Below are 22,774 nucleotides of genomic sequence, written 5' to 3'. Positions count from 1 at the left end.
GGAGCGAGCGTTCCCCGCCCGCCCCCGACCACCGTGTCACGGCACCCGCGTCGCCGCTCAGTACGGCCCGCGGATATGCGGTTCGACCTCCGCCGCGTAGAACGCGGCCAGTTCCTTGCGCAGCGCCTTGGGAAGCGGCGCGACATCGGAGGCGGCGGCGTTGCGCAGGATCTGGTCGGGCGCGCTGGCACCGGGGATGATCGTCGACACGGCGGGATGATCGAGGATCCAGCGCTGCGCCATCTTTGCCAGCGTCACCCCCTCCGGCAGATGTGTCTTGAGCGCATCCGCCAATTCCACCGCCTTCTCGAAGGGGATACCGGCGAAGGTCTCGCCCACGTTGAACGCGGCACCGTCGCGGTTGTAGTTGCGGTGGTCCTGCTCGGCAAAGGTCGTGTTCGCCGTGAACTTGCCACTCAGAACGCCGCTGGCCAGCGGAAGTCGCACGATGAGTCCGACGCCCTTCGCCTCCGCCTGCGGCAGGAGTTCGGTTACCAGCTTTTGCCGGAACAGGTTGAATATCACCTGAAGCGACAGCAGTCCCTCCTGCTCAAGGCAGATCAACCCCTCCTCCACCGTTTCCACGCTGGCGCCGAAGTGGCGGATCGCGCCCTCCTGCTGGAGTTTGCGCAGCCAGTCGAAGATCGCGCCATTCCGCATAACATCGGTGGGGATGCAATGAAGCTGCACGAGGTCGAGCGCCTCAACCCCGAGCCGTTCGCGAGAGGCGTCCACTCCCCGTCGCAGCGTCTCCTCGGTGTAGCCGTCGGGATAGACATCCCCGCCCCGGCCGAACTTGGTGGCGACACGGATCGGCGCACCGTCCCAGTGCTTCAGGAATTGCCCGATCAGGTCTTCGCTTCGACCCGCGCCATATACATCCGCCGTGTCGAAGAATGTTACACCGTTCGCGGCTGCCGTCGTCAGGATTTCCATCCCGATCTCCCGCGCCACGCCGGAACCCCAGTCAGCCCCGAGTTGCCAGCAACCCAGTCCGACCTCGCTTACGTCGAACCCGTTCGCGCCCAGCTTTCTGTTCTTCATGAATGCCTCGTTGATCATGGCACCGCGTCGTCGCGCCGATGCGCGCGGCGGAGCGCCCCGCCCGCCTTATCGACCCCTGTGCCGGGCGGGTCAACGGCACGCGCCGCCGCGCTCGGCCGGAGCTCAGTTTCGACTGGCGAGCGCCATCTCCATCTCGAAGACCGTTACCCGCAACGCGGTGTCGTCCATACGCACGAGTCCTTCCGTTCCCCGTTGCGTGTCCAGGATCGAAATCATCACGACGAAGAGGAAAGCGGAGAAGACAAACGTTCGCCAGGTCAGCTTTCGTCCTACCATTCCGGCGCGGTTTCCGAGCAGGAAGAGCGACATCAGGGCGGACGCCAGCATCATCGACATGGTGATGTCGGAGACCGGATTCGACAGTGTTTCCACCCGGTAGAGATGGGCGTCGATCGCGTCGTTCATCGCGCCGGCGATGAAGGTCTTGAGCGGCGCGGGCAGTGGATCGGCCGTTACCTCCAGCGTCAGCGGCCAGAGCTTCGCCTGTGCCTCAAGCGTCCGGGCGATGAAGGCCTGCGCCTGCTCTATCGTGTGAATGCTGCCATCGCCCGGCAGAAACCTCGTTTGCCCATAATCGAGCAGCGCTTGCTGCAAGGTGGTGCGCCCCGGCTCGGGCAAATAGTCAGCCCGAAGGAATGCCGTACCAAGCGCGGCACCCTCGCCCACGATTGCCGACTTGCGCGCCTGGGAGACGTTCAGCGCATTGCCGAAGCTAAAAGCGAGCAGGAGACCGAGCAGCGCAAGAATGGCACCGAGCGTCGTCTCCCCAACGACGTGGTCCACATCCCGCCCGGCCGCGAGCAACATCTTGCGCCGCATGGCCCCGCTCAGAAATCCCAGAACTGCGGCAGCCGGGAGCGTGATCAGCAGCACGAGCGCCGCCGCCTGGATGGTTAGAACCGGCAGGCTGATCCGGTCGTAAAGTGCCGCAGCATCCATCGTGTCCATACCATTCCCTCCCCCATGACACTGACACACAAGGATTTCACCAGAAGACGCTGCGCAAAGCCACACCTTTGCGTCGACACACCGCAGGTGAATGCAGGATGTGCCGGGTAAACCCGTGTGCCGCGCGCCCGAGCCAGCGTGGACGTGGTCAGCCATCGGCACGAACGATGCCCAAGAACGGCCCGGTCGTCCGATTCCCGCAATGCGTGGCCGCTGCTCCGGATCAGGAAAAACCTGTCGGAGAAACGGTTGCCACCAACGCAAGCCCGATCCGGACTACGGTCACTCGGCACCAACCCGAGACATCGCGCAGCGACTTTCGCGTCGACGGCAGAACCGAGAGGCCGTGCAGGGCGAGTCTGGCTTCAGGCCCACGGGTTCAGAACGAGGTTATCACGGTCGCGCCGACCGATTGGAATGTATCCATGTTCATGAGCGCTGTCGGGGCTTCTTCCAGGCTGATCCGATTGCCGACAAGTCGCGCCGGATCGAGCTTGCGAGAGTTGATCATGTCCAGCATGGCCCCGTATCTGTGCGCCTGCATGCCGTGCGAGCCAAGAATTTCGAGTTCCTTGCCGATCACCCTGGCCATCGGAACCTCGGGCGTCGTGTGATCACCGAGCATCAGGCCAACCTGAACATGCCTGCCCCGAGGCCGGAGGTTCTGTATCGAATTGAAGCACGTTTCCGGGTGGCCCAATGCGTCGAGGGAGACGTGGGCCCCTCCTCCGCTCAATTCGATCACCGCTTCGGGCACGTCCGCAACCATTGCCCCGTTGATTGCGGCAACCGCTCCGAGTTCCCTGGCGAGGGACAGCTTGCCATCGTCGATATCGACGGCGATCACATTTGTCCCGACGGCGTTGGCGATCATCACCGCCGACAGGCCCACACCGCCGCATCCATGCACCGCGACCCATTGACCGGCGCCGGCCCGGCCCTGATCGACGACAGCCCGGAAGGCCGTGGCGAAACGGCAGCCGAGGCTCGCGGCGGTGGCAAAGTCCATGCTCTCCGGCAGAGACACGAGGTTCATGTCGGCCTGATGAATGGCGACATACTCGGCGAACGAGCCCCAATAGGTGAAGCCGGGCTGCTCCTGATTGTGGCAGACCTGTTGGTGCCCTGCGTGGCATTCCGGACAGGCCCCGCACCCCGCGATGAACGGCACGGTCACCCGATCCCCGACTTGCCAGTTGGCCACGTTCTTTCCGATGGCATGGATCACGCCTGCCAGCTCGTGCCCCGGTACATGCGGCAACTCGACATCGCTGTCATGCCCCATCCAGCCGTGCCAATCGCTGCGGCAAACGCCCGTGGCTTCGACCTTGATCACGACTCCATGGGCGTCTGGCGTCGGGTCACTGACGGTGACGACTTTCGGGGTTTCCCCGAACTTCTCGAACAAAACGGCTTTCATGGCGGTCGCTTCTCACTTGGGGGGCCGCCATTGAATTACATGCAAGGGATTTCGTGTCCACGCTGGGGTTGCGGGCCGTCACCCGAGCCCAGTGCCCCGGATGACCGCGCCGTCAGAAGGCAGGATCGACGCCCGACGACCACCGAAGCTGGCGAGGGGCGGGCCAGGGACCGCCCCATCGTTGCCGCATCGGCCGGGCTCGTGCTGGTCAGACCGGCATCTTGCGGTGGGCGTAGAGCGCCGCGACCGCGCACGACACAAGCCGCGCCTTGTCGTCATCGGCCCGGCTGGTGACGATCACCGGGCACCGGGCACCGACCACCAGCCCGCCGGCCTCTGCATGGGCGATGAAGGTCAGCTCCTTGGCGAGCATGTTGGCCGATTCCAGGTTCGGCGCGATCAGGATCTCCGCCTGTCCGGCCACCATGGAGCGGATCCCCTTGGTGCGCGCGGCCTCCAGGTTGATCGCGTTGTCCATCGCCAGCGGCCCGTCAACGAGCGCCCCCTTGATCTGGCCGCGTTCGGCCATCTTGGATAGCGCCGCCGCCTCCAGCGTGGAGGGGATCTTGGGGTTGACCGTCTCGACCGCAGAAAGGATGCCGACCTTTGGTTCGTCCATGCCGAGCGTATGGGCCAGGTCGATGGCGTTCTGCGTGATGTCCACCTTCGTCTCCAGGTCCGGGGCGATGTTGATCGCGGCATCCGAGATCAGCAACAGATGCGTGAGCCCCGGCACATCCATGACGAACACGTGGGAGAGCCGGCGGCCCATGCGCAGCCCACCGTCGCGCTTGACCACCTCGCCCAGCAGCACGTCAGTGTGCAGGTTCCCCTTCATCAGCGCCGCGGCACGGCCTTCGTTGACCAGTTGCACACCGAGGCTGGCCGCCGCCCTGTGACTGGGCTCGTGAATGATCTCGAAGCTGGAAATATCCCGTCCGATCTTCTCCGCGGCGTCGCGGATTTTCGCCTCGTCGCCGATCAGGATCGGGTCGATCAGCGTGTGATCGCACCCGAGAAGCGGCCCGAGCAGCGCATCTTCCGATTCCGGTGCCACGACGGCGGTCTTCATGGGCGGCAGCGGCTCCGCTTCGCCCAGCAACTTGTCGAAATGGGCGTGGCGCTCGACGATGAGGCCGGGAATATCGTCAACGACGTAATCCATCGACTCGGTCGGAGCGATCACTTCTGTCACGCCCTCGGCGAGTTTCTTGCCGTCGACGCTGTCGACGGAACACTGGAAAACCGCAATATTTTCAGGCTTCTTCTCGATCAACTTCACCTTGATGATCAACTCGTCACCGGCGAAGGCGCGTTCATGGAACGTGATCGACTGGGCTTTGTAGAGCGTGCCCGGCCCCGGCAGCTTGCTGCCCAGAACAGAGGAAATCAGCGTCGCGACCCACATTGCCGGCGACACCGGCTCGTGCAGCGATCCCTCGACATCCTTGAAGCGCGGGAAGTGCTTCGGGTTCATGTTGCCTGTGATATTGGCGAAGACATAGAAATCGTCGGCACGGCAGATGCGCCGGACCTCCGCTTCCATCCCGACGTCGAGCTGATCCCAAGGTGTATTGGTGATCTTGGTCATGGTCACATCCTCGGTCCGAGTCGCGGATCGCCTCTCCGCGGATGGGACTCGGTTTGCCACCCGCCGGCGTGCTCTTCCCCGCGCAGGCCTATCGCATGTCACGGTATGCAAAGGAACCCCGCGAAGCGGCTCCACAGCGGCGGATACCGCACGAATACACGGATCGGAGAAAATGCCGCACCGCCGCGAAAATTTCTGCGCATGCAATGGGCAGGTGCCGGAGCTCACGGCGCGGGCTGCCGGCCGGAGTCGCTGCCTCCCGACTCACGGCTGCGCGCTTCACGCACGTTCGCTCAGGGCTTTGCGGAACGCCGCGCGCGTGCTAGCACCTTGGCCACAGACGTTTTTGTGGGACTTTGAGAGGGCGATATCCGATGATTCCGAAACTCCTGACAGCCATGACCGTGGCAACCGTGACATCTCTGGGCGCCACGGCAGCCATTTCCCAGGAAAGCGGTTTCGGGCTGGAGCTGAACAATGCGCGTGAAGCCGAAAACGGCTGCCGCATGACCTATGTAGCGCGCAACGCCACCGGCACGGACCTGTCGGCCGTTTCGTTCGAGGTCGCGGTTTTCGATGCCGAGGACATTGTTTCCCGGCTGCTGATCCTAGAATTCGGCGCGTTGACCGACGGCAAGACAAAGGTCGTGCAGTTCGACCTGGCCGACCAGCCCTGCAGCGGAATCTCCCGGCTGCTGATCAACAGCCTGGCCGAGTGCACCGCCACCGAAGGCGAGGCGCCGGACTGCCTGGGCGTTCTGACACCCAGCTCGCGCACAGACATCGGGTTCGGCCTCTGAGCGCCACGGGGCCGGGGCGCACTGGCCCCGGTTTCGGTGCGCCGTCAGGCCACCCGTTCCCCGGCCACCCAGGCGCCGCGCACCGCGCCGGCGCCTGCGATCCGGTGTACGCGCACCACGTCAGCCCGCGCGCCGATCTGCAACCGGCCACGGTCCGGCATATCCACGACGTCGGCGGGCGCGCGTGTGACCGTCGCCACCCCGCGCGGAAGATCACCCCAGATATCGCCCAGCAAGAGCGCCGCCGAAAGCAGCGCCGAAGGCACGTAGTCGGAACTGACGATATCCAGCAGGTCGGCCTCTGCCAGTTCCTGCGCGGCAACATTTCCCGAATGGCTGCCGCCGCGGATCAGGTTGGGCGCCCCCATCATGACAGCGATGCCACGCGCATGGCAGGCCGCCGCCGCCTCGCGCGTTGTCGGGAATTCCGCCAGCCGCACGCCGTGTGCGGCGGAGGTATCCACATGGTCCTCCAGCGTGTCGTCGTGGCTGGCCAACACCGCCCCGTAGCGGCGCGCTTCGGCCACCGCTACGCGCTCGTGTTCCTCGCCGTTCGCCTCGCGCAGAGATTGCATGTGCGCGACATGGTCCTCGAACCCGGCGTCGGACATACCGTGCTTGCCCTGCACATATTGCTTGAGCTTGGACACGTCACGGAACTGCCGCTGACCCGGCGTGTGGTCCATGAGGCTCACGATACCGACCCTGTCCTCCGGCCCGAAGGCCGCCATTTCCTCCACCAGTGTCGCGGAGCAGATCTCGGCGCGCAGATGCAGGAAATGGCTGATCCGAAGGACGCCCTCCGCCCGCATCTGCAAGAGTTCGGTGGCGAGCTGGCGGGCATAGGCAGCATAATCGTTGCGTTCGCTGGGCACCGAGCCCACCCGCATCGCATCGAACACGGTGGTGATGCCGACACTCGCCAACTCGCCGTCGTGGGCGATTATCGCGGCGGGATGCGGCCAGTCGACCTTCGGGCGGGGTTGAATATGGCGCTCCAGATTGTCGGTGTGCAGTTCGATCAGCCCGGGCATGACCAGATCTCCGGCGCAATCGACCGCCCCTGCCGGAACCGATGCGCCGGCCGCAATATCGGTAATGCGACCGCCGGCGACCCTGAGGCTGCCGCGCACCACCTCGTCGGGGAGGACGAGCCTGGCATTGGCGAAAATCGTCTGTGTCATAGGGCTTTCCGATCTGCTCTGGCCTCGCGGCCCGCGCCGCGATGTGCTACGTGCCCCCAATCAGGAGACACGTCATGGATGGTTTTACGCGCTACGCGCTCTATTTCGCGCCACCGCCCGGCCCGCTCGCAGATTTCGGTGCTGCCTGGCTGGGATGGGATCCGCGCGGAGGACGGAAACTTGCGCACCCGTCCGTTCCCGGCTTGCCGATGCCGGTGGCCGAAATCACCCGGACGCCGCACAAATACGGTCTGCACGGCACATTGAAACCGCCATTCCGGCTGGCCCAGGGTTTCGACGTGTCCGAGTTGCACAATGCGACAGAGGCGCTGGCATCCTCGCTGGCGCCGGTGTTGCTCGACGGCTTGACGCTTGCGCGGCTTGGCGGGTTTCTCGCGCTCATCCCGGACGGCGAAACCACACCGCTCGCGCTGCTCGCCGCGCGGGTTGTCGAGGCGCTCGACGCGTTCCGGGCGCCTCCGAGCGAGGAAGAACTGGATCGCCGCCGCAAGTCCGGATTGAGCGCGCGGCAGGAGATCCTGCTGCAAAAATGGGGCTACCCCTACGTGATGGAGGAATTCCGCTTCCACCTCACCCTGTCCGGCAAGCTGCCGGATGCAGAGGCGGAGGCTATCGCCGCCCGGTTGCGTCCGATGCTTGAGCCGATCCTCCCGCGCCCCTTGCGGATCCGGGACATCTGCCTGTTCGGCGAGGGGCAGGACGGGCGATTCCACAACCTGCATCGCTACACGCTGAGCGGCTGAAGCACGCGGAGGAAGGCCTCCACCGCCGACTCCAGCTCCCCATCGTTTTCCACCACGCGGATTGGCGGTCCGTAGGGGATTTCATAGGCCGCCCGAGCCAGGCGCCGGGCAATGTCGTTCCGACTTTCCCGGCCGCGCGCCGCCAGCCGATCTGCCAGAACCGGAACGGAAGCCGTCACCAGAACGACCGTGAGGCCGGGGAACTCCTCCCAGGCGCGTCCCAGCACCCCGCGCGAGCCGTTGAACAGCACATTACGCCCTTCGGCGATTGCACGGTCGACGGTGTTCGGGATGCCGTAGTGCAGCCCATGCGCCTCCCAGTCGAGCACGAATTCGCCAGCCGCCTTGCGCCGCCGGAACTCGTCGACATTCACGCCCTCGAATGGTTCTCCACCCGCCTCCGCCGGGCGCGTGATCACCCGCCGCACGAGATACAGATCCGGCCGGCGTCGTTTGGCTTCGGACATCAAGGTATCCTTGCCCGCCCCCGACGGACCGACGACAGCGAACAGACGCCCCGCCATCTCAGGCCGCCCGTGCGGGCGCAAAGGACGTCACGTCCACCTCCCGGTCGCAAACCCGCTCCCGCGCCGCCGAGTCGTGAAAAATCCCGACGATGGCCGCGCCGCGCGCCTTGGCTTCCTCGATCAGCTGCAGCACCACGTCCCGGTTGACCGCGTCGAGGCTTGCCGTCGGCTCGTCCAGCAGCAGGGCGGGATAGGCATGTGCGAAACCGCGCGCGATATTCACCCGCTGTTGCTCGCCACCCGAGAACGTTGTCGGCGAAAGCTCCCAAAGCGTGCGCGGCACATTGAGCCGCTCCAGCAGCGCTTCCGCCACCGAACGCGCTGCCGCTTGCGGCGTTCCCACGGCCAGCAGCGGCTCGGCGACTACGTCTCGTGTGGGCACGCGCGGAACCACGCGCAGGAACTGGCTCACATAGCCCAGAGTTGTCCGGCGCAGTTCCAGGATGTCGCGCGGTTCGGCCCGCGCCACGTCGACACCGCCGACCACAATCCGCCCTGCCTGCGCGAGGTAGTTGCCGTAGATCATCCGCATCAGCGTCGATTTTCCCGCTCCCGATGCGCCTACCAACGCGACGCATTCGCCGGATGCCACGCGCAGCGACGCGCCTTCCACTACCGGGATTACCGCCCCGCCCTGGTTATGCAACGTGAAGCGCTTGGTCACGTTCGTCAGCTCGATCATGCGTTTGCTCCCCGGCCGGGCTCACATCCAGCCGCGTTTCTTGAAGAAGAGAAAAGTGACAACCCCCGAGACCCCCATTCCGGCGAGCGCCAACACGAAGCCCCATTTGCTGTCCAGCTCCGGCATCCACTGAAAATTCATGCCGTAGATCGACGCGATCAACATGGCAGGCGCGAACAGCGCGACAAGCGCCGACAACATCGACACCGACTTGTTTTGTTCAAGGCTGATCATGCCGAGCGTGGCGTCAGCGACGACCGACGCGCGCGCGGCAAGGTAGTCCGCATGGACCTCGAGCGCCGTGATATCCCTGATCTGCCCGACCAGCAGGCGTTTGATGGTCTTCGCCTCGGTCACATCGGTCGGGAATTGCTCCAGGTAGTTGACGGCACGCTCCAGCGTCAGCAGGGAATGGCGCACGGCCCCGATGTGAACGCCAAAGCGTCCAGTGGTCTCAAGCGCGCGTTGCAGCATGACGGTACGGTTCAGATTGCCGCCGTCGAAGACCTCGCTCGACGTGGTATCGAGCGCGCGCCCGATCTCTTCCAACGTGTCGGAGAGCTGGTCGACCAGTTCCTCCAGAAGGCCGAGACAGACCCGTGCGGGCGTGTCGCAACCTGCCCCGCTTTGACCGGCGCGTTCTGGATAGGCCCGGAAGGCATCCGGGGCGTGATAACGCACTGTCACCAGCCTGTCTGGTCCGAGCACGAGGCACAGCGGCCGCGAGAGCCGCCTGCCATCGGTCGCGAGCCCGGGCAGGACGACCGTCATGTAGTTTGTCCCGTTCAGGCGGTAGAGGCGACTGGAAAGCTGCAACTCCTCCATGTCAGGCAGTTCCGGCACGTCGACGCCGAGGGCCTCCACCTCGTCAACCTGGGCCGCCTGCGGCGACAACAAATCAATCCAGATCGCCTGCGACAGATCCTGGTCGGTGGGTGGCATGGGTTGGAGGCCGGCCGGGGACGACCGGAAGGCATAAAGCATGGCTCAGACCTGAAGCACCGAAGACACGAGCAGTTGCGTATACGCATGCTGCGGATCATCCAAGACCTGGTCCGTCAATCCGGCCTCCACGGCATGTCCGTCCTTCATCACTATCAGCCGGTGCGCGAGCAGGCGGACCACCGCAAGGTCGTGGGTCACAACGATCGCACTGAGCCCCATATCGCGCACCAAGCCGCGAAGCAGGTCCAGCAACCGCGCCTGAACGGACACGTCAAGCCCGCCGGTAGGCTCATCCATGAAGACCAGACGCGGGGCTGTCACAAGGTTTCGGGCGATTTGCAGACGCTGCTGCATACCGCCGGAAAATGCGCTTGGCCGGTCGTCGATACGCGTGGTGTCGATCTCCACGCGGCCTAGCCAGTCTTCGGCCGATGCGCGGATGGTCCCGTAGTTCCGTGCGCCAACGGCCATCAAGCGTTCGCCCACGTTACCACCGGCCGAGACCGACATGCGCAGCCCGTCGCGCGCATTCTGATGCACGAAGGCCCAGTCGGTGCGCGCCAGCATCCGGCGCTCGGGTTCCGACATGGTGATCGTATCGCGCATGCCGCCGTCCCGAGTATCGAAACGCACTAGCCCCGCATCCGGCGCCAGGTGGCCGGCGAGGCAATTCAGCAGCGTGGACTTCCCTGACCCGCTCTCGCCAACGATCCCCATCACTTCGCCGGGATAGAGGTCGAAGGACACATCCGCGCAACCGATGCGAGCGCCGTAGCGCTTGGTTACATCCCGGACCGACAGAAGCGGCTTCATTCCCCGAACCCTCCGTTTCGTGCCTGCGCCATCGAGAGAGCTCCGGTGATAGGTCGCCGGCAATCTTTTGCCTCGTCATTCATGCCGCGCCCTCCGCGGCCGGTCTGCCCGTGGCACCGCGGTGACCGGCGTCGCGACGCGCACGGCAGAAATCCGTGTCGGAACAGACGAACATCCGCCCGCCCGCATCGTCCACGATCACCTCGTCGAGATAGCTGTCCTCGGCCCCGCAGAGGGCGCAGGGATGATCGGCCTTGCTCGGGTCGAACGGATGGTCCTCGAAATCGAGGCTGACCACGTCGGTCCACGGCGGCAATGCGTAGATCCGCTGCTCCCGTCCGGCCCCGAAAAGCTGGATCGCTCCCATGCGCATCTTGGGATTATCGAATTTCGGGATCGGCGACGGGTCCATCACGTAACGATTTTCCACCTTCACCGGGTATGCGTAGGAGGTGGCGATGGTTCCGTGCCGGGCAATGTCCTCGTAGAGCTTCACATGCATGAGCCCGTATTCCTCGAGTTCGTGCATCTTCCGCGTCTCTGTCTCCCGCGGTTCCAGAAACCGCAGCGGCTCCGGAATCGGCACCTGGTAGACGAGGATCTGCCCATCCACCAGTTCGGTTTCCGGAATGCGATGTCGGGTTTGGATCACCGTGGCGTCGGCGGTACGCTCCGTTGTCTCCACCTGCGCGGTGCGCTCAAAAAACTTCCGGATCGAGACCGCATTCGTTGTGTCGTCCGCCCCCTGGTCGATGACCTTGAGCCGGTCATCCGGCGTCAGCACCGCGGCCGAGACCTGCACCCCGCCCGTTCCCCAGCCGTAGGGCATGGGCATTTCGCGGCTGGCGAAGGGCACTTGGTAACCCGGCACAGCCAGTGCCTTGAGCAGGGCGCGCCGTATCATTCGCTTCGTCTGCTCGTCGAGATATGCGTAATTGTACGTAGTCTGTCTCTCTCTCGTCACGTCTTTGCCCCAATTCGCTGAAATCTTGGCGCCATGTAAGCGGTATTGGAGGGACCAATGGAGTGGCTGTCGCAGATCACCGTCGGAGAGGTGATCATGAGCTTCCTCGCCTGTTGCCTGGTGCATGAAACGCTGATCGCGGTTCTGCCCGACACCGTCGCCGGTCCCGGCGGCTGGTTGATCAACACCGGCTCCGAGAAGTAACCCTTCCCCCGCAGCGGTCGTTCGAGATTCATTCGACCGCCTCCGCTTGTTGCGCGGATGCCGCCAGCGCGGCCTCGCGCCGGAGCCGCCGCACGAGTTCCAGTTCCGATTGGAAGTCGACGTAGTGGGGCAGCTTTATGTGCTCCAGAAATCCCGTCGCCTGAACATTGTCCGAATGCGCCAGTACGAATTCCTCGTCCTGTGCCGGCGCGCCGAGGTTGTCCTCCCCCAATTCCCGCGTCCGTAGCGCCCGATCCACCAGCGCCATCGCGATGGCCTTGCGCTCCGACATGCCAAAGACGAGCCCGTAGCCGCGCGTGAACTGGGGCGGCTCCGTCTTCGACCCCTTGAACTGGTTCACGGTCTCGCATTCGGTAAGGTCCACCTCGCCGATCTCGATGGCGAAACCGAGTTCCGGGATATCCATCTCCACCGCGACGGTGCCGACGCGCAATTCGCCCACGAAGGCATGGCTGCGGGCGTAGCCGCGCTGCGTGGAATAGGCGAGGCCCAGGAGGAACCCCTCGTCGCCGCGCGTCAGGTTCTGAAGCCGCAGCGGCCGGTCCGCCGGAAATTCCAGCGGCGCGCGCGTCAGGTCGGGGGGCTCGTCGTTACCGTCCGGTTCCCTCTCGATCATGCCGTCACGGTTGAGGAACTCGGTGATATGCGGCACCGGCTCTTCGGTCGGCACACCTCGGGGCACCTCTGGCCCCGCACCGGCGTCCTCCCCCTCCGCGGCCAAGGCAAAATCCATGAGCCGATGGGTGTAGTCGAACGTGGGGCCAAGCACCTGCCCGCCCGGCGCATCCTTGAAGGTGGCCGATATCCGGCGGTCGCACGCCATGTCGCCCGTTTCCACCGGGCGGCTCGCGCCGAAACGCGGCAGCGTCGTGCGGTAGGCGCGCACGAGGAAGATCGCTTCGATCAGGTCGCCGCGCGCCTGCTTGATTGCAAGCGCCGCCAAGTCCGGATCGTAGAGCGACCCTTCCGCCATCACCCTGTTTACCGCGAGCCGCAGTTGCTCCCGGATCTGCGCAACCGACAGCTCCGCGACGGCGAGGTCGCCGCGCCGCTCCTCCGCTAACCAGGCATGGGCGTTCTCGATGGCGCGTTCGCCGCCTTTTACCGCGACATACATCCGGGGGCCTCCGAAATTCGTGTGGTACGAGGCAGCGCCGCGAGACGCGCGCCCGCGCAGAAGAAGAAATCCAGCCCGAGCGGAAACTGCGCCGCGTTGGCCTGGAAAGCCGCCGGATCCGGCAGGTTCAACCGGGCATCGGCCTCGATCCCCGGCCCGATCAATATCGGCCCCGTCTCCGAGAGCGCAGGCATCTCCACGATCAACGTCGCCGACCGGTCGGGATAGGCCGGCTCGCCCCGGCGGTAGAGGTCCAGCGGCAAGAGCGCCTCCCAGGTGCCGAGCGCGAACTGTGCGGTTTCCGCCCCGACAAGAGGTGCGCCCGTATGAAACGCCAGCCACTCCCGAACCGACGGACAATCGGCTGAACCGGCAAGAAAGAGCGGCGTTTCCTGATCGACGAGCGTCAGGAGCAAGGTACCGGCGGCCACCGAGAGCGGCGCGGGCGGCCGGGCTCCGGCAATGTCGTAGATCCTGCCGGGGCGCGCCATCGCCTCCAGCGCCGCCCTGAAGGCGCAAGCCGCGTCTACCGGCGCATCCGGAAATCCGCCCTCCAGGGATTGCGACCTCATATGTCCTCTCCCCGCACCATGGTGAAAAACTCGACCTTCGTTGCCGCGGCGCGGGCCGCGCGCGCATGGCTGCGGGCCGACAATTCGGCGGCAAGCGGTTCGAGCACGGCCGCCCGCACCTCCGCGGCACGATCGGTCTGCATCAGCGCATCGACAAGTGCCGCGCAGCGGGCCGCGCGCTTGTCGCGGCCCTGCACATAGCCGTGCCCGACCTGCCCCCCCGCCAACCGAAGCGAACAGCGCGTGACGGTCATTTCGCCCAAGTTGAAAGGCTGGCCCGTACCGCCCATCCGGCCGCGCACCATGACGCCGCCGATTTCCGGCGCCCGCAAAAGCTGCGCCCCGGGCACGTCATCCAGCCCCGCCAAACACGCCTCCAGCGCGTCGCCGGGCGTCTTTGCCAGAAGGCTCATCCAGGTTTTCCTGTCGTCTGTGTGCGATATCATGGACAACTTGCCGATTTGTCGAAGTATCTATACAACTAGACAAATACAGGCCCGATCCGGGTTTCGCAATCGCCGCTACATGAAGCTTTGGTGACACGATGTCCCGAACAGCCGTCTGGAAATCCATCGCCGAGACCCTTCGGGGCGAGATCGCCGAAGGGCACTACCGCCCCGGCGACAAGCTGCCCACGGAAGCCGCGTTTTCGGCGCGTTTCGGTGTGAACCGGCATACCGTTCGCCGAGCGCTTGCCGATCTGGTCGAGCGCGGCCATGTGCACACGCGCCGCGGCGCGGGCTCCTTCGTCGCCACCGCCACGACAGAATACCCATTGGGCCGCCGCGTGCGCTTCTCACAGAACCTGCTGGCTGCAGGTCGGACGCCGACACGGAAGATCCTGCTGTTGGAGACACGCGCGGCGAATGCCCGCGAGGCGGAGGCGCTGCGGATCGAACCGGGACGAATGGTGCACGTGTACGAGGGAGTTTCCTACGCGGATGATACGCCGATCGCGCTCGCCAGCAGCGCCTTTCCGGCGGACCGTCTTCCAGGCCTGCGCGAGCGAATAGAAGAGACAACATCTGTCACCAGGGCACTCGCCTGCGAGGGGATCGACGACTATACCCGCGCCTGGACGCGGATCACGGCAAAACTGGCGAGCGCCACGCAGGCGCTGCACCTGGCAATCCGCGAAGGGGATCCGATACTGCGGAGCGTTTCGCTCAACGTAGGCCCGGACAGCACACCAGTGGAATTCGGGCGGACGTGGTTTGCCGGCGACCGTGTCACGCTTTCACTCTCCGGTGAGAACGAGTGAAAAGGTGACGTAGTGTCATATACGCGATACAGAAAAAAGTTATCCCCAGCGGGCAGAACGAAACACAGACAGCCCCGAGCTTAACGATGCATACGGCCCTTCCTCCTGTGCGCTTCACCGGCGCGCAAATCTTACGCGACGGCGCCCTTCAGCGCCGCTCGCTCGCGATTGCGGACGGACGGATCACCAAGGGTCCGCTGCCGGAAGTGGACATGCGCGGATACCTGATATTGCCCGGCATCATCGACCTGCATGGGGACGCCTTCGAGCGTCATATCGCGCCGCGCCCGCGCGCGCCTTTCGACATCGAGATCGGCCTCGCCTCCGTGGACCGCGATGCAGCCGCCAACGGGGTGACGACGGCCTGGATGGCACAGAGCTGGTCCTGGGAAGGCGGACTGCGCGGCCCCGATTTTGCCGAGCGCTTGCTGGCCGCCAAGAACGCGTACCGCCCGCGCATGGGCACGGACCTGCGGGTACAATTGCGCTGCGAGACGCATATGATCGACAGCGGCGACAGGATGCTCGCGGCAATCAGGCGTTTCGGCGTGGATTACGTGGTGTTCAACAACCATCTGGATCAGGCGGTTGAAATGGCACAGACGTCCCCGGAGGAAGTAACGCAATGGGCGAAGCGCGAAGGCCGGACCATGGAACAGCACATGGCGCTGGTCGAAGATCTGCTCGCCCGCGAAAAGGAGGTGCCGCGTCATCTCTGCCGATTGGCGGAAGCCTTTGACGTCCTTGGCGTCTGCTACGGTAGCCACGACGATCCCGACGGCGAAACCCGCGAAACCTATTCGATGATCGGCGCCAGCATTGCCGAGTTCCCGACGTCGCGCCGCGCCGCCGCAGCCGCGAAGGCAATGAACGATCCGGTATTGCTGGGTGCGCCGAATATCGTGCGCGGCGGCAGCCAGTCCGGTGGAATACGCGCTGCCGATCTTGTGGCGCAGAACCTCTGCGATGTGCTGGTCTCAGACTACTACTATCCCGCACTCGCGGCGGCGGCCTGGATACTGGTCGACAAGGGGCTGCTCTCCTTGCCCGATGCCTGGGCGATGCTGTCCAGTAAACCGGCGGAGGTCCTGCGACTGCCCGACCGTGGCACGCTCGATTTCGGTCGTCGGGCCGATCTGGTGGCGGTCAACGAAGCAACCCGCGCAATCGAAATGACAATCGCTGGCGGCGTGCTCACCCACCTCAGTCACGGCGCTGCGCAACGCTTTGCCCGCGGCTCCGCCACGCTGGAGATGGCGGCGGAATAGTCCCGATGGTTCGAAGGGACATGCTGACCCGATCGCAGCTCAGTCGATGACCACCTCGATCAGGAACGGGCCGGGACGCGCCACCGCATCGGCAAAGGCGGCATTGAAAGCGTCCATGTCCATCACCCGCACCGCGTCGACGCCGTGACCCTGAGCCAGCGCCACCCAATCGAGTACCGGGTCTTCGACGTTGAACATGCGTTCGGCATTCCGCCCGACCGATGGCACACCGACATTCGCCAACTCCCCGCGTAAGATCTGGTAGCCGCGGTTGGCGAAGACGATCACGGTCACGTCGAGGTGCTCGCGCGCCATGGTCCAGAGAGATTGCACGTTGTACATCGCCGAACCGTCGCCGGTGGCCGCAATCACCCGCCGGTCCGGGCAGGCAACCGCCGCGCCGAGCGCCAATGGCAGCGCCGCTCCGATGGCCCCGCCAGGGTTGTTCAGCACATCGTGGCGCCGCGCGGTCAGGGTCCCTTGCATCAGCGGATGGCCCGCCGTGATGCTCTCGTTGGCGATGATCGCGTTTTCGGGAAGCAACGCGCCCACCGCCTGCCCGACCTTCACCGGATCGGCTGGCCCCGTGGGAAGTTCCGGCAGGGCGAGCGGGCGGACATCCGGCGGCGAGGCGTCCGCCCCGGTCGCTTTCGCCAGCGCTTCCAGCGACCAGAGAATATCCATGCGCGGCCCACAGAGGTCGAGGATACGCGTATCGGGCGCCGCGGGGGTCGAGGGCTTGTCCGGATAGGCGAAGAACGCCACGGGCTCCCCTGCCCCAAGCAGCACCATGTGGCGGATATCGCGGAGGATCTCGACGTTTTCCATCACCGGATATTGCATGCATTCGATCGCGACGGCCCCCTCGCCGCGTTCGATCCGGGGCACGAAGAGGTCGGCCATCAGCCGACAGCCTGTCGCGCTGGCGATTTGCCCCGCGCGCCGCGCCGCGTCCCCAAAGAGCGCCGCACCGCCGACAAACAGGGCCGCGCCCGGTTGGCACAACGCCTCCGCCGCCGCGGCAACCTGATCTGGCCGGGGCCGGTGCAGGCGCGTGGGCGCGAGCGGCCCGGCCGGCGCTTCGGCGGATTCCCAGGCAGTATTCGCCGGCAGCACAAGTGTCGCGATCTGCCCGTTACCGTCACGCGCGGCCCGGATCGCATCGGCCCCGTCACGCGCCACCGACAGCGAATCTTGCGACACGCGCAACCAATCCGACACGCCCCGAGTCACGCCCTCGATATCGCCCTTAAGCGGCGCGTCGTATTTCAGGTGATAGTCTGCGTGCTCGCCGACGATATTGATCATCGCGCCAAAGCCCTTGCGGGCATTGTGGACGCTGGCATAGCCATTGCCGAACCCCGGCGCGAGATGCAGCAACGTGGCAGCGGGCTGACGCGCCATCCGCCAGTATCCGTCGGCAGCACCTGTAACACCGCCCTCGAACAGGCTGAGAATGCAGCGCATTTCCGGGTGGGCGTCCAGCGCGGCAACGAAATGCATCTCCGACGTGCCCGGGTTGGCGAAACAGATGTTCACCCCATTGGCGACAAGCGTTTTTACCAAGGATTCCGCACCGTTCATCGCAACACCTCCGAAGCATCGGGACTCATCTGTGCGCACTCAACCACAGGCGAGGCATCGCCGCACCCGCATTTGTGCGGCCTGCGGCAACGCTTGCCACGGGCGCCCGCGCGGGGTCGGGCTTCGGCTACAGCGCGCCGATACGATAGAGGGTAAACCGCCCCTGCTGCGCAACCCGATGTAACATCGGAAGGGCGGCGGCATCGGCTGCGGCGGTCTCGTCCAGCGGATCGAGCAGGATGGCGTAGGTGAACTTCTCGTCCCAGTCCTGAAGGAAGACCGGTTCCTCTACGCCAGTCTCCAGCGCCCTGTGCGCATGGCGCAGGCCGAGCGGAAAGAGCTGCGGATGCGCTGACTCGAGTAAGGCGGGACGAATATCCAATTGATGCACCCCCTGGAACAGAAGCGGGCTAAAGGCGTCGCGACGGGCAACGGCAAATGCGTCGATGTGCCAAAGCCGCCGGTCGAGAGACTTGCCACGCGTCCGCAACGGCAGGAGCCGGGCCGCGGGAGGCAGCGCCTCGGTAACGGCAAGAAAATCGGCGACGTCCTGGCTGTATCTGCGGCTTGCCGCCTCGAAGCTCGCGGCACGTGCACCCAGGATGGCCGCGACAACAAGCGAGAGCATCACTGCACTGCGTCGCGACAGACCGCACCAGTCCGTTGCGGCGAACACCACCAGAAGGCCGACGAAGGGGAGCCGCAGATGGATCAGCGCCACACCGTTCAACCAGTAGGGCGCGAGCAGTCCGACGGTCAGGATCGCGATGGCCGGACCGATGGCGAGCGGTGCAACCACCAGCCTTGCGCCGCGGCGGCGGAACAGGAAAAACGCCGCCACCAGCAAAAAGGCGAGAACGATCCATCCGGTTCCGATCGTCGCCGGCCCGAGCCATGGGTCCGCCACCAGCGCAGGCGAGATCAACGCTTCCAGCCGTGCCGATACGGGCCCGAACGCCGTCATTGCCCCCTGGACGCCAGCGGGCGCCGTCAGCACGTTCGCGGCCAGCCAGCCTGCGGGCAGGACATAAGGTATCGCGATGGGAATCCGCCGCAGGAAGACACCAATCCGTGTGCCCCGACCGGCGGTGGCGACGCATTGAAGCTCCCGGCCGAGGACCAGGAGAGCGAGCGCCGCAAAAGCGAAGAAATGCATCAGGAACAGGCAGAACGCGAAGGGGATGAACAGCGCCAGCCGCTGCCACATCCGGCGGTTCTCGGTGGCCAGCGCCATCGCAAACCCCGCAATCGCCACCGGCACCGAGATCAGGTAGTTCTGAAAGCCCCAGTAGAAGCAGGCATTGTAAACCACCAACGCCGAGGCCGCCGACCAGATTGTCCATCGGCCGTGGATCTGCCGGGCGAGCACCATGGTCGCTCCAACGGTGCCGGCAGCATAGAGGGCGAAACTCACCTGCGCGAAGCGGGCCGCATCGCCGGGATGGCCCAGCAAGGCCCAGATCAAGTCGGCCGCGGAATTGGGCACGATACGGAAGGAATACTCGTAGAATGCCGACAGCGGCCCGTCGCCATGCGCGGCGATGTGCAGCCGCGCAATGTGGTTGGGCAGGTCGACCAGCGGCAGATAGGGATGCGCCAGGATCGGCAGGGCGACAAGCGCCGATGCGACCACGAAAGCCAGGAACGGAAGCGGCAGCGCGCGTGTACGGGACCGGCTGTGAAAGGCCTGGGAGGGAATGTCGCTCACGTCTAGGCCGCCCGTGTCTTGCTCTTGAGGGCTTCGCTGTTCGGCTGTTCGGCCGATGCGCCGTGGGATGTGACGACCTCGTCAAGGATGTAGCGCGGCCGGCGCTTCGTCTCCTTGTAGATCTTGCCGACGTATTCGCCGATCACCCCGAGCGCGACCAGATGTGCGCCGCCAAGAAAGTAAATCGCGACGACCGTCGATGCCCAGCCGGCAACCGTGCCGCCAATCGCCCAGACGCAAACCGAGTAGAGGATGTAGAGAAAGGCGAGCAGCGCGACCACGAAACCGGCGACGGTGATGATCCGCAACGGCGCGACGGAGGTGGACGTTACGCCTTCGATGGCCAGCGAGATCATCTTGCGCAGCGGATATTTGCTTTCGCCCGCTTCGCGCTCCGGACGGTCGTAGCTGACCGTGGCTGTCTGGAAGCCGAGTTGCGGGATCAGGCCACGCAGGTAGAGGTTCGCCTCGCCGAATTCGGCAAGACTGCGCAGCGCCTTGCGGCTCATAAGCCGGTAGTCGGCATGATCGGGGATCAACTCGACACCCAACCGTCGAAGTGTCGCGTAATACAGCTGCGCGCTGCGTCGCTTGAACGGCGTATCGGCGTCCCGCGAGCGCCGCACGCCATAGACGATATCGGCCCCGGCCAGGTAACCGTCGATCATTTGCGGGATCACGGAAGGATCGTCCTGCAGATCGGCATCGAGGCTGACAACGACGTCGCTCTCTCCGTGCAGGAGCCCCGCCAGCAAGGCCCGCTGGTGCCCATGGTTGCGCGACAGCCGAAGTGCCGTGACATGCAGATGCGTGCTCGGTGCGGCGATCATCGGCCAGGTGTCGTCGGTGGAGCCGTCATCGATCAGGATCACCTCCATTCTGCCCTGAATTCGGTCCGACTCCAGCAGGCGGTATTCCAGCGCCTCAAGTTCGGCGAAAAGCGCATGAATGCAGGCCTGCTCGTTGTAGCAAGGAATGACCAACGCGAGGCTGGGGTTGGAACGCGGCTCAGCGGCCGGGAGCGAATACGACATGCCTCAGTCCCAGAAAGACGATTGTGGAATAGGCGACGAAGCCTGCGAGTTGCGAGAGCGGGTAGTTGACCCCCCACCCGGTGAGCCCTGCCGTGACCGCGAGATTGGCGCAGAAGCCAATGGCGACCAGCACGAGGAAGGCGACAACGCCGCGACGGTGGCCGCGTGAACGCGCGCCCGACGCATCGGAGAAGGTCCAGCTGCGATTGCCGACATAGGAGATGGCGAGACCGATGGCGTACCCGGCGACGTTCGCCGCCACCAGCGCCACGCCGCCCCACAAATGCAGCGACACGATGATGACGTAGCTCACCACCGTGTTCACGATCCCGACCAGACCGTACCGCAAAGCCTGACCGAAGAGCCCGCCGTGCGCCGGTTCGTGCGGCCGCGCCTGTCCCTCGCCGGTCACCAATATCTGATCCATGTCGCCCTGCCCTCTTGGTGCGAAGCTTCCAGAGGAAATTGGCAACAATGGGGCCGCGGAACGGTCATTCCGGGCACGGATTGGAAACGGTCATCGCAGGGCGCGCGTCACCTGTCCCGGCGCGCCTATTGCGGCGGACTGTTCCCCGGCTCTTTCGGGCTCGGACCACCGGGCGCAATGTCAGGAGAATGCCGAACACAGCGCGCGCACAAATGCCGGTCTACTCTCCCGGCAGGTGTCTCTTCAGCGGTCTAGACACGGGAAATCGCGGATGTTTGGCAACCGAAAGCGACCTCGCTCCTGCGGCGCTACCGTTGGAGGCCCCAGATTTCGACGTTCGGCGCCTTTAGCGCGGGGTGGTCCAGAACCGCCCTGAAGGCATCGTTCTCGGCATGATCCCGGCGCGCCACGTTCGCGGCATCGAAGGCGGCGGGCGTGAAGGTGCCCCAGTTTCGGATCATCTGGAACTTCACCCCGTCGCAACGGAGTGACTGCGCGAGCTCGACGAATGCCGGCATTTCGCGGAAATTCAGGGCCTGTACGACGAAATCGAGGCGGAAATTGCGGATGCGGTTCTCTCGCCTGAGTTCGGCGATGAAGGTCAGCGCACGCATCAATTGCTCGAAGGTCGCGCCCCGGCGAAGGATCGCGTAGGTTTCCGGTGTCGCCGCATCGGACGACACCAGCATCTGTTCGACCCGTCCCTCCAAACCGAGGCGGTCCCAGAGCGCGGGCGTGAGAAGCACTCCGTTCGTCTGCAGATCAACCTTGAGATCGGGATTGTCGAGATCTTTCAGCCGCCGCATCACATACTGAAAATGCGCACTTCCGAACGGATCGCCGCTGCCGGTCATCCTCAGGCGCCGCGCCTGGCCCATGAGCGGAAATAGCACGCGGTCGGCCAGCGCGTTCAGACGCTTCTGCTCCGCTTTGCGGGCAATCACGAGTTCACTGCGACAGGACGGGCAGGAAAGATTGCAGGATTTGTCGTGAGACAGCACCAACCGCTCCGGCATCGCATCCAGTTCCGTCGCTTCGGTGCGCGAGATCGCTCTCATTTTCGCATTCGACAGGTCGGCGGTTTCCGGCAGCGTGTCGGCCGTCAACTTTGGGCAATGGCTGCGGCTGCAATACCTGTAGCTACCGTCATGGATCGAGGCCCGGATGTCCTTGGCCGCGTCGGAATTCCAGATATCCCCGGCGGACTCGGTGTCGAGGTTTCCGATCGGTTTGGGCAGCCATGCCGGACAGCAGAAATACACGTCTCCTCCCGGCGCCGTCTCGATGGTGCGGAACGGGGCGTCGCAGAACCGCCCGCCAAAACCCGGATCAGCCGCGCCGCCGCGTCGGGCCTGATGCAGGATGGCCTGTACGCCCAAGTCGTTCGTTGCCCGCGCCAACGCGCGTGCCGCCCGCGCTTCGGCCATTGCATAATCACCGGTCGAAAGGGAGTGGAAGGCCGCGAGCGTCCAGTCGAACGCAGAGGCGCCTTTCATGTCGAAAACAGCGGACCAGAGGGCATCCCGCGCTGCGGGCGTTTCAACGCCGGCCGCGCGTTCGGCATCTTCTACGGCTGTCTCAATGGCGCGCCGCGGCTCGACATACCGGGGATCGCTTTCGGTCCGTTTCGCAGACTCCAAGTAGCGTGACCGATGCGACCGAATGACGGCAGCCGCGGCCTCAACCTCGGACGTTGCCGGTTCGATCCGGTCGATGCTGTGGCTCATGATCAGACCCTTTGAACACCAAATTGGTACACGGTTCCGTAGAAACGATCAATTGAGCGAGGGAATTGCCGTGTGCGCGGCGGCGATAGAATGCGCTCAATCCCGGGCTCCCTCGTCGCGTTCCGGCGCAATCTGCGCGGGTTGAGCC

At 64.9% G+C, this 22,774-nt stretch carries 23 protein-coding genes; 5 read left to right on the top strand and 18 right to left on the bottom strand.

The window, feature by feature from the left end:
• Positions 1–57: 57 nt before the first annotated feature.
• From ARC39_RS08760 to ARC39_RS08745, 4 genes are all read right to left on the bottom strand, one after another.
• Positions 58–1,044, bottom strand: coding sequence for an aldo/keto reductase (locus tag ARC39_RS08760; protein WP_068113275.1), 987 nt, complete (start codon positions 1,042–1,044; stop codon positions 58–60).
• A gap of 123 nt (positions 1,045–1,167) precedes the next feature.
• Complete coding sequence (locus tag ARC39_RS08755) at positions 1,168–2,013, bottom strand: hypothetical protein (protein WP_068113079.1); 846 nt, start codon at positions 2,011–2,013, stop codon at positions 1,168–1,170.
• A 379-nt stretch (positions 2,014–2,392) separates the two neighbouring features.
• Positions 2,393–3,433, bottom strand: a complete 1,041-nt coding sequence (locus ARC39_RS08750) for a zinc-dependent alcohol dehydrogenase family protein (RefSeq protein ID WP_068113076.1) — start codon at positions 3,431–3,433, stop codon at positions 2,393–2,395.
• A gap of 208 nt (positions 3,434–3,641) precedes the next feature.
• Positions 3,642–5,024 (bottom strand): bifunctional enoyl-CoA hydratase/phosphate acetyltransferase, encoded by a 1,383-nt coding sequence (locus tag ARC39_RS08745; RefSeq protein ID WP_068113073.1) that lies wholly within the window; start codon positions 5,022–5,024, stop codon positions 3,642–3,644.
• A 374-nt stretch (positions 5,025–5,398) separates the two neighbouring features.
• On the opposite strand from ARC39_RS08745, the gene ARC39_RS08740 reads away from it, so the two are divergent.
• Positions 5,399–5,824 (top strand): hypothetical protein, encoded by a 426-nt coding sequence (locus ARC39_RS08740; protein ID WP_236545159.1) that lies wholly within the window; start codon positions 5,399–5,401, stop codon positions 5,822–5,824.
• A gap of 44 nt (positions 5,825–5,868) precedes the next feature.
• Here ARC39_RS08740 and ARC39_RS08735 read toward each other — a convergent pair whose 3' ends face one another.
• The gene (locus tag ARC39_RS08735; RefSeq protein WP_068113070.1) at positions 5,869–7,008 is read right to left on the bottom strand and encodes an alpha-D-ribose 1-methylphosphonate 5-triphosphate diphosphatase; all 1,140 of its coding nucleotides are present in this window, start codon (positions 7,006–7,008) and stop codon (positions 5,869–5,871) included.
• A gap of 74 nt (positions 7,009–7,082) precedes the next feature.
• Here ARC39_RS08735 and ARC39_RS08730 point away from each other — a divergent pair, with 74 nt between their 5' ends.
• Positions 7,083–7,772: a DUF1045 domain-containing protein gene (locus tag ARC39_RS08730; protein ID WP_068113067.1), complete on the top strand. Its 690-nt coding sequence runs from the start codon at positions 7,083–7,085 to the stop codon at positions 7,770–7,772.
• Here ARC39_RS08730 and phnN read toward each other — a convergent pair.
• The 5 genes from phnN to ARC39_RS08705 all read right to left on the bottom strand — a co-directional run bounded on the left by phnN (position 7,754) and on the right by ARC39_RS08705 (position 11,703).
• Positions 7,754–8,239 carry a phosphonate metabolism protein/1,5-bisphosphokinase (PRPP-forming) PhnN gene (gene phnN, locus ARC39_RS08725; protein WP_368085971.1) on the bottom strand — a complete coding sequence of 162 codons (486 nt, stop codon included), beginning with the start codon at positions 8,237–8,239 and terminating at the stop codon, positions 7,754–7,756. The genes ARC39_RS08730 and phnN overlap by 19 nt on opposite strands.
• Positions 8,240–8,297: 58 nt before the next feature.
• On the bottom strand, positions 8,298–8,981 hold the full coding sequence (phnL, locus tag ARC39_RS08720) for a phosphonate C-P lyase system protein PhnL (protein ID WP_068113059.1): 684 nt from the start codon (positions 8,979–8,981) through the stop codon (positions 8,298–8,300).
• Between the two features lie 21 nt (positions 8,982–9,002).
• Positions 9,003–9,923, bottom strand: a complete 921-nt coding sequence (locus ARC39_RS08715) for a CorA family divalent cation transporter (protein ID WP_161470948.1) — start codon at positions 9,921–9,923, stop codon at positions 9,003–9,005.
• Positions 9,924–9,968: 45 nt separating this feature from the next.
• On the bottom strand, positions 9,969–10,739 hold the full coding sequence (gene phnK, locus ARC39_RS08710; RefSeq protein ID WP_068113054.1) for a phosphonate C-P lyase system protein PhnK: 771 nt from the start codon (positions 10,737–10,739) through the stop codon (positions 9,969–9,971).
• A 79-nt stretch (positions 10,740–10,818) separates the two neighbouring features.
• Positions 10,819–11,703 carry an alpha-D-ribose 1-methylphosphonate 5-phosphate C-P-lyase PhnJ gene (locus ARC39_RS08705; protein WP_268874333.1) on the bottom strand — a complete coding sequence of 295 codons (885 nt, stop codon included), beginning with the start codon at positions 11,701–11,703 and terminating at the stop codon, positions 10,819–10,821.
• A gap of 57 nt (positions 11,704–11,760) precedes the next feature.
• Between ARC39_RS08705 and ARC39_RS25950 the strand changes: the two genes are divergently transcribed.
• Positions 11,761–11,907: a hypothetical protein gene (locus ARC39_RS25950; RefSeq protein ID WP_201455733.1), complete on the top strand. Its 147-nt coding sequence runs from the start codon at positions 11,761–11,763 to the stop codon at positions 11,905–11,907.
• Between the two features lie 28 nt (positions 11,908–11,935).
• On the opposite strand, the gene ARC39_RS08700 is transcribed toward ARC39_RS25950, so the two are convergent.
• The 3 genes from ARC39_RS08700 to phnG are packed head-to-tail and all read right to left on the bottom strand — an operon-like array spanning position 11,936 to position 14,063.
• Entirely contained in the window at positions 11,936–13,045 is a 1,110-nt protein-coding gene (locus tag ARC39_RS08700) for a carbon-phosphorus lyase complex subunit (protein WP_068113049.1), read from the bottom strand.
• On the bottom strand, positions 13,030–13,617 hold the full coding sequence (phnH, locus tag ARC39_RS08695) for a phosphonate C-P lyase system protein PhnH (protein ID WP_068113045.1): 588 nt from the start codon (positions 13,615–13,617) through the stop codon (positions 13,030–13,032). The genes ARC39_RS08700 and phnH overlap by 16 nt, the downstream gene beginning before the upstream one ends.
• Entirely contained in the window at positions 13,614–14,063 is a 450-nt protein-coding gene (gene phnG / locus ARC39_RS08690; RefSeq protein ID WP_201455729.1) for a phosphonate C-P lyase system protein PhnG, read from the bottom strand. The genes phnH and phnG overlap by 4 nt, the downstream gene beginning before the upstream one ends.
• A 98-nt stretch (positions 14,064–14,161) precedes the next feature.
• Here phnG and phnF point away from each other — a divergent pair, with 98 nt between their 5' ends.
• Positions 14,162–14,878 carry a phosphonate metabolism transcriptional regulator PhnF gene (gene phnF, locus ARC39_RS08685; RefSeq protein ID WP_068113044.1) on the top strand — a complete coding sequence of 239 codons (717 nt, stop codon included), beginning with the start codon at positions 14,162–14,164 and terminating at the stop codon, positions 14,876–14,878.
• An 86-nt stretch (positions 14,879–14,964) separates the two neighbouring features.
• Positions 14,965–16,146, top strand: a complete 1,182-nt coding sequence (locus ARC39_RS08680; protein WP_068113041.1) for an alpha-D-ribose 1-methylphosphonate 5-triphosphate diphosphatase — start codon at positions 14,965–14,967, stop codon at positions 16,144–16,146.
• A gap of 39 nt (positions 16,147–16,185) precedes the next feature.
• On the opposite strand, the gene ARC39_RS08675 is transcribed toward ARC39_RS08680, so the two are convergent.
• From ARC39_RS08675 to ARC39_RS08655, 5 genes are all read right to left on the bottom strand, one after another.
• The gene (locus ARC39_RS08675; protein ID WP_068113038.1) at positions 16,186–17,730 is read right to left on the bottom strand and encodes an acetolactate synthase large subunit; all 1,545 of its coding nucleotides are present in this window, start codon (positions 17,728–17,730) and stop codon (positions 16,186–16,188) included.
• Positions 17,731–17,857: 127 nt separating this feature from the next.
• Positions 17,858–19,438: a hypothetical protein gene (locus ARC39_RS08670; protein WP_068113036.1), complete on the bottom strand. Its 1,581-nt coding sequence runs from the start codon at positions 19,436–19,438 to the stop codon at positions 17,858–17,860.
• Positions 19,439–19,440: 2 nt separating this feature from the next.
• Complete coding sequence (locus ARC39_RS08665; RefSeq protein ID WP_068113033.1) at positions 19,441–20,472, bottom strand: glycosyltransferase family 2 protein; 1,032 nt, start codon at positions 20,470–20,472, stop codon at positions 19,441–19,443.
• The gene (locus ARC39_RS08660; RefSeq protein ID WP_068113030.1) at positions 20,447–20,899 is read right to left on the bottom strand and encodes a GtrA family protein; all 453 of its coding nucleotides are present in this window, start codon (positions 20,897–20,899) and stop codon (positions 20,447–20,449) included. The genes ARC39_RS08665 and ARC39_RS08660 overlap by 26 nt, the downstream gene beginning before the upstream one ends.
• 308 nt (positions 20,900–21,207) lie before the next feature.
• Complete coding sequence (locus ARC39_RS08655; RefSeq protein WP_068113027.1) at positions 21,208–22,626, bottom strand: radical SAM/SPASM domain-containing protein; 1,419 nt, start codon at positions 22,624–22,626, stop codon at positions 21,208–21,210.
• Between the last annotated feature and the right edge of the window lie 148 nt (positions 22,627–22,774).

This window comes from Tropicimonas marinistellae, from assembly GCF_001509585.1.
Taxonomy (GTDB): domain Bacteria; phylum Pseudomonadota; class Alphaproteobacteria; order Rhodobacterales; family Rhodobacteraceae; genus Tropicimonas; species Tropicimonas marinistellae.
This window is presented reverse-complemented; position numbering and strand designations above follow the sequence as displayed.

What these genes read in the sequence shown, in the direction of transcription:
- ARC39_RS08760 (WP_068113275.1), bottom strand. Translation starts at nt 1,044, where the DNA reads ATGAAGAACAGAAAGCTGGGCGCGAACGGGTTCGACGTAAGCGAGGTC.
- ARC39_RS08755 (WP_068113079.1), bottom strand. Translation starts at nt 2,013, where the DNA reads ATGGACACGATGGATGCTGCGGCACTTTACGACCGGATCAGCCTGCCG.
- ARC39_RS08750 (WP_068113076.1), bottom strand. Translation starts at nt 3,433, where the DNA reads ATGAAAGCCGTTTTGTTCGAGAAGTTCGGGGAAACCCCGAAAGTCGTC.
- ARC39_RS08745 (WP_068113073.1), bottom strand. Translation starts at nt 5,024, where the DNA reads ATGACCAAGATCACCAATACACCTTGGGATCAGCTCGACGTCGGGATG.
- ARC39_RS08740 (WP_236545159.1), top strand. Translation starts at nt 5,399, where the DNA reads ATGATTCCGAAACTCCTGACAGCCATGACCGTGGCAACCGTGACATCT.
- ARC39_RS08735 (WP_068113070.1), bottom strand. Translation starts at nt 7,008, where the DNA reads ATGACACAGACGATTTTCGCCAATGCCAGGCTCGTCCTCCCCGACGAG.
- ARC39_RS08730 (WP_068113067.1), top strand. Translation starts at nt 7,083, where the DNA reads ATGGATGGTTTTACGCGCTACGCGCTCTATTTCGCGCCACCGCCCGGC.
- phnN (WP_368085971.1), bottom strand. Translation starts at nt 8,239, where the DNA reads ATGTCCGAAGCCAAACGACGCCGGCCGGATCTGTATCTCGTGCGGCGG.
- phnL (WP_068113059.1), bottom strand. Translation starts at nt 8,981, where the DNA reads ATGATCGAGCTGACGAACGTGACCAAGCGCTTCACGTTGCATAACCAG.
- ARC39_RS08715 (WP_161470948.1), bottom strand. Translation starts at nt 9,923, where the DNA reads ATGCCACCCACCGACCAGGATCTGTCGCAGGCGATCTGGATTGATTTG.
- phnK (WP_068113054.1), bottom strand. Translation starts at nt 10,739, where the DNA reads ATGAAGCCGCTTCTGTCGGTCCGGGATGTAACCAAGCGCTACGGCGCT.
- ARC39_RS25950 (WP_201455733.1), top strand. Translation starts at nt 11,761, where the DNA reads ATGGAGTGGCTGTCGCAGATCACCGTCGGAGAGGTGATCATGAGCTTC.
- ARC39_RS08700 (WP_068113049.1), bottom strand. Translation starts at nt 13,045, where the DNA reads ATGTATGTCGCGGTAAAAGGCGGCGAACGCGCCATCGAGAACGCCCAT.
- phnH (WP_068113045.1), bottom strand. Translation starts at nt 13,617, where the DNA reads ATGAGGTCGCAATCCCTGGAGGGCGGATTTCCGGATGCGCCGGTAGAC.
- phnG (WP_201455729.1), bottom strand. Translation starts at nt 14,063, where the DNA reads ATGATATCGCACACAGACGACAGGAAAACCTGGATGAGCCTTCTGGCA.
- phnF (WP_068113044.1), top strand. Translation starts at nt 14,162, where the DNA reads ATGTCCCGAACAGCCGTCTGGAAATCCATCGCCGAGACCCTTCGGGGC.
- ARC39_RS08680 (WP_068113041.1), top strand. Translation starts at nt 14,965, where the DNA reads ATGCATACGGCCCTTCCTCCTGTGCGCTTCACCGGCGCGCAAATCTTA.
- ARC39_RS08675 (WP_068113038.1), bottom strand. Translation starts at nt 17,730, where the DNA reads ATGAACGGTGCGGAATCCTTGGTAAAAACGCTTGTCGCCAATGGGGTG.
- ARC39_RS08665 (WP_068113033.1), bottom strand. Translation starts at nt 20,472, where the DNA reads ATGTCGTATTCGCTCCCGGCCGCTGAGCCGCGTTCCAACCCCAGCCTC.
- ARC39_RS08660 (WP_068113030.1), bottom strand. Translation starts at nt 20,899, where the DNA reads ATGGATCAGATATTGGTGACCGGCGAGGGACAGGCGCGGCCGCACGAA.
- ARC39_RS08655 (WP_068113027.1), bottom strand. Translation starts at nt 22,626, where the DNA reads ATGAGCCACAGCATCGACCGGATCGAACCGGCAACGTCCGAGGTTGAG.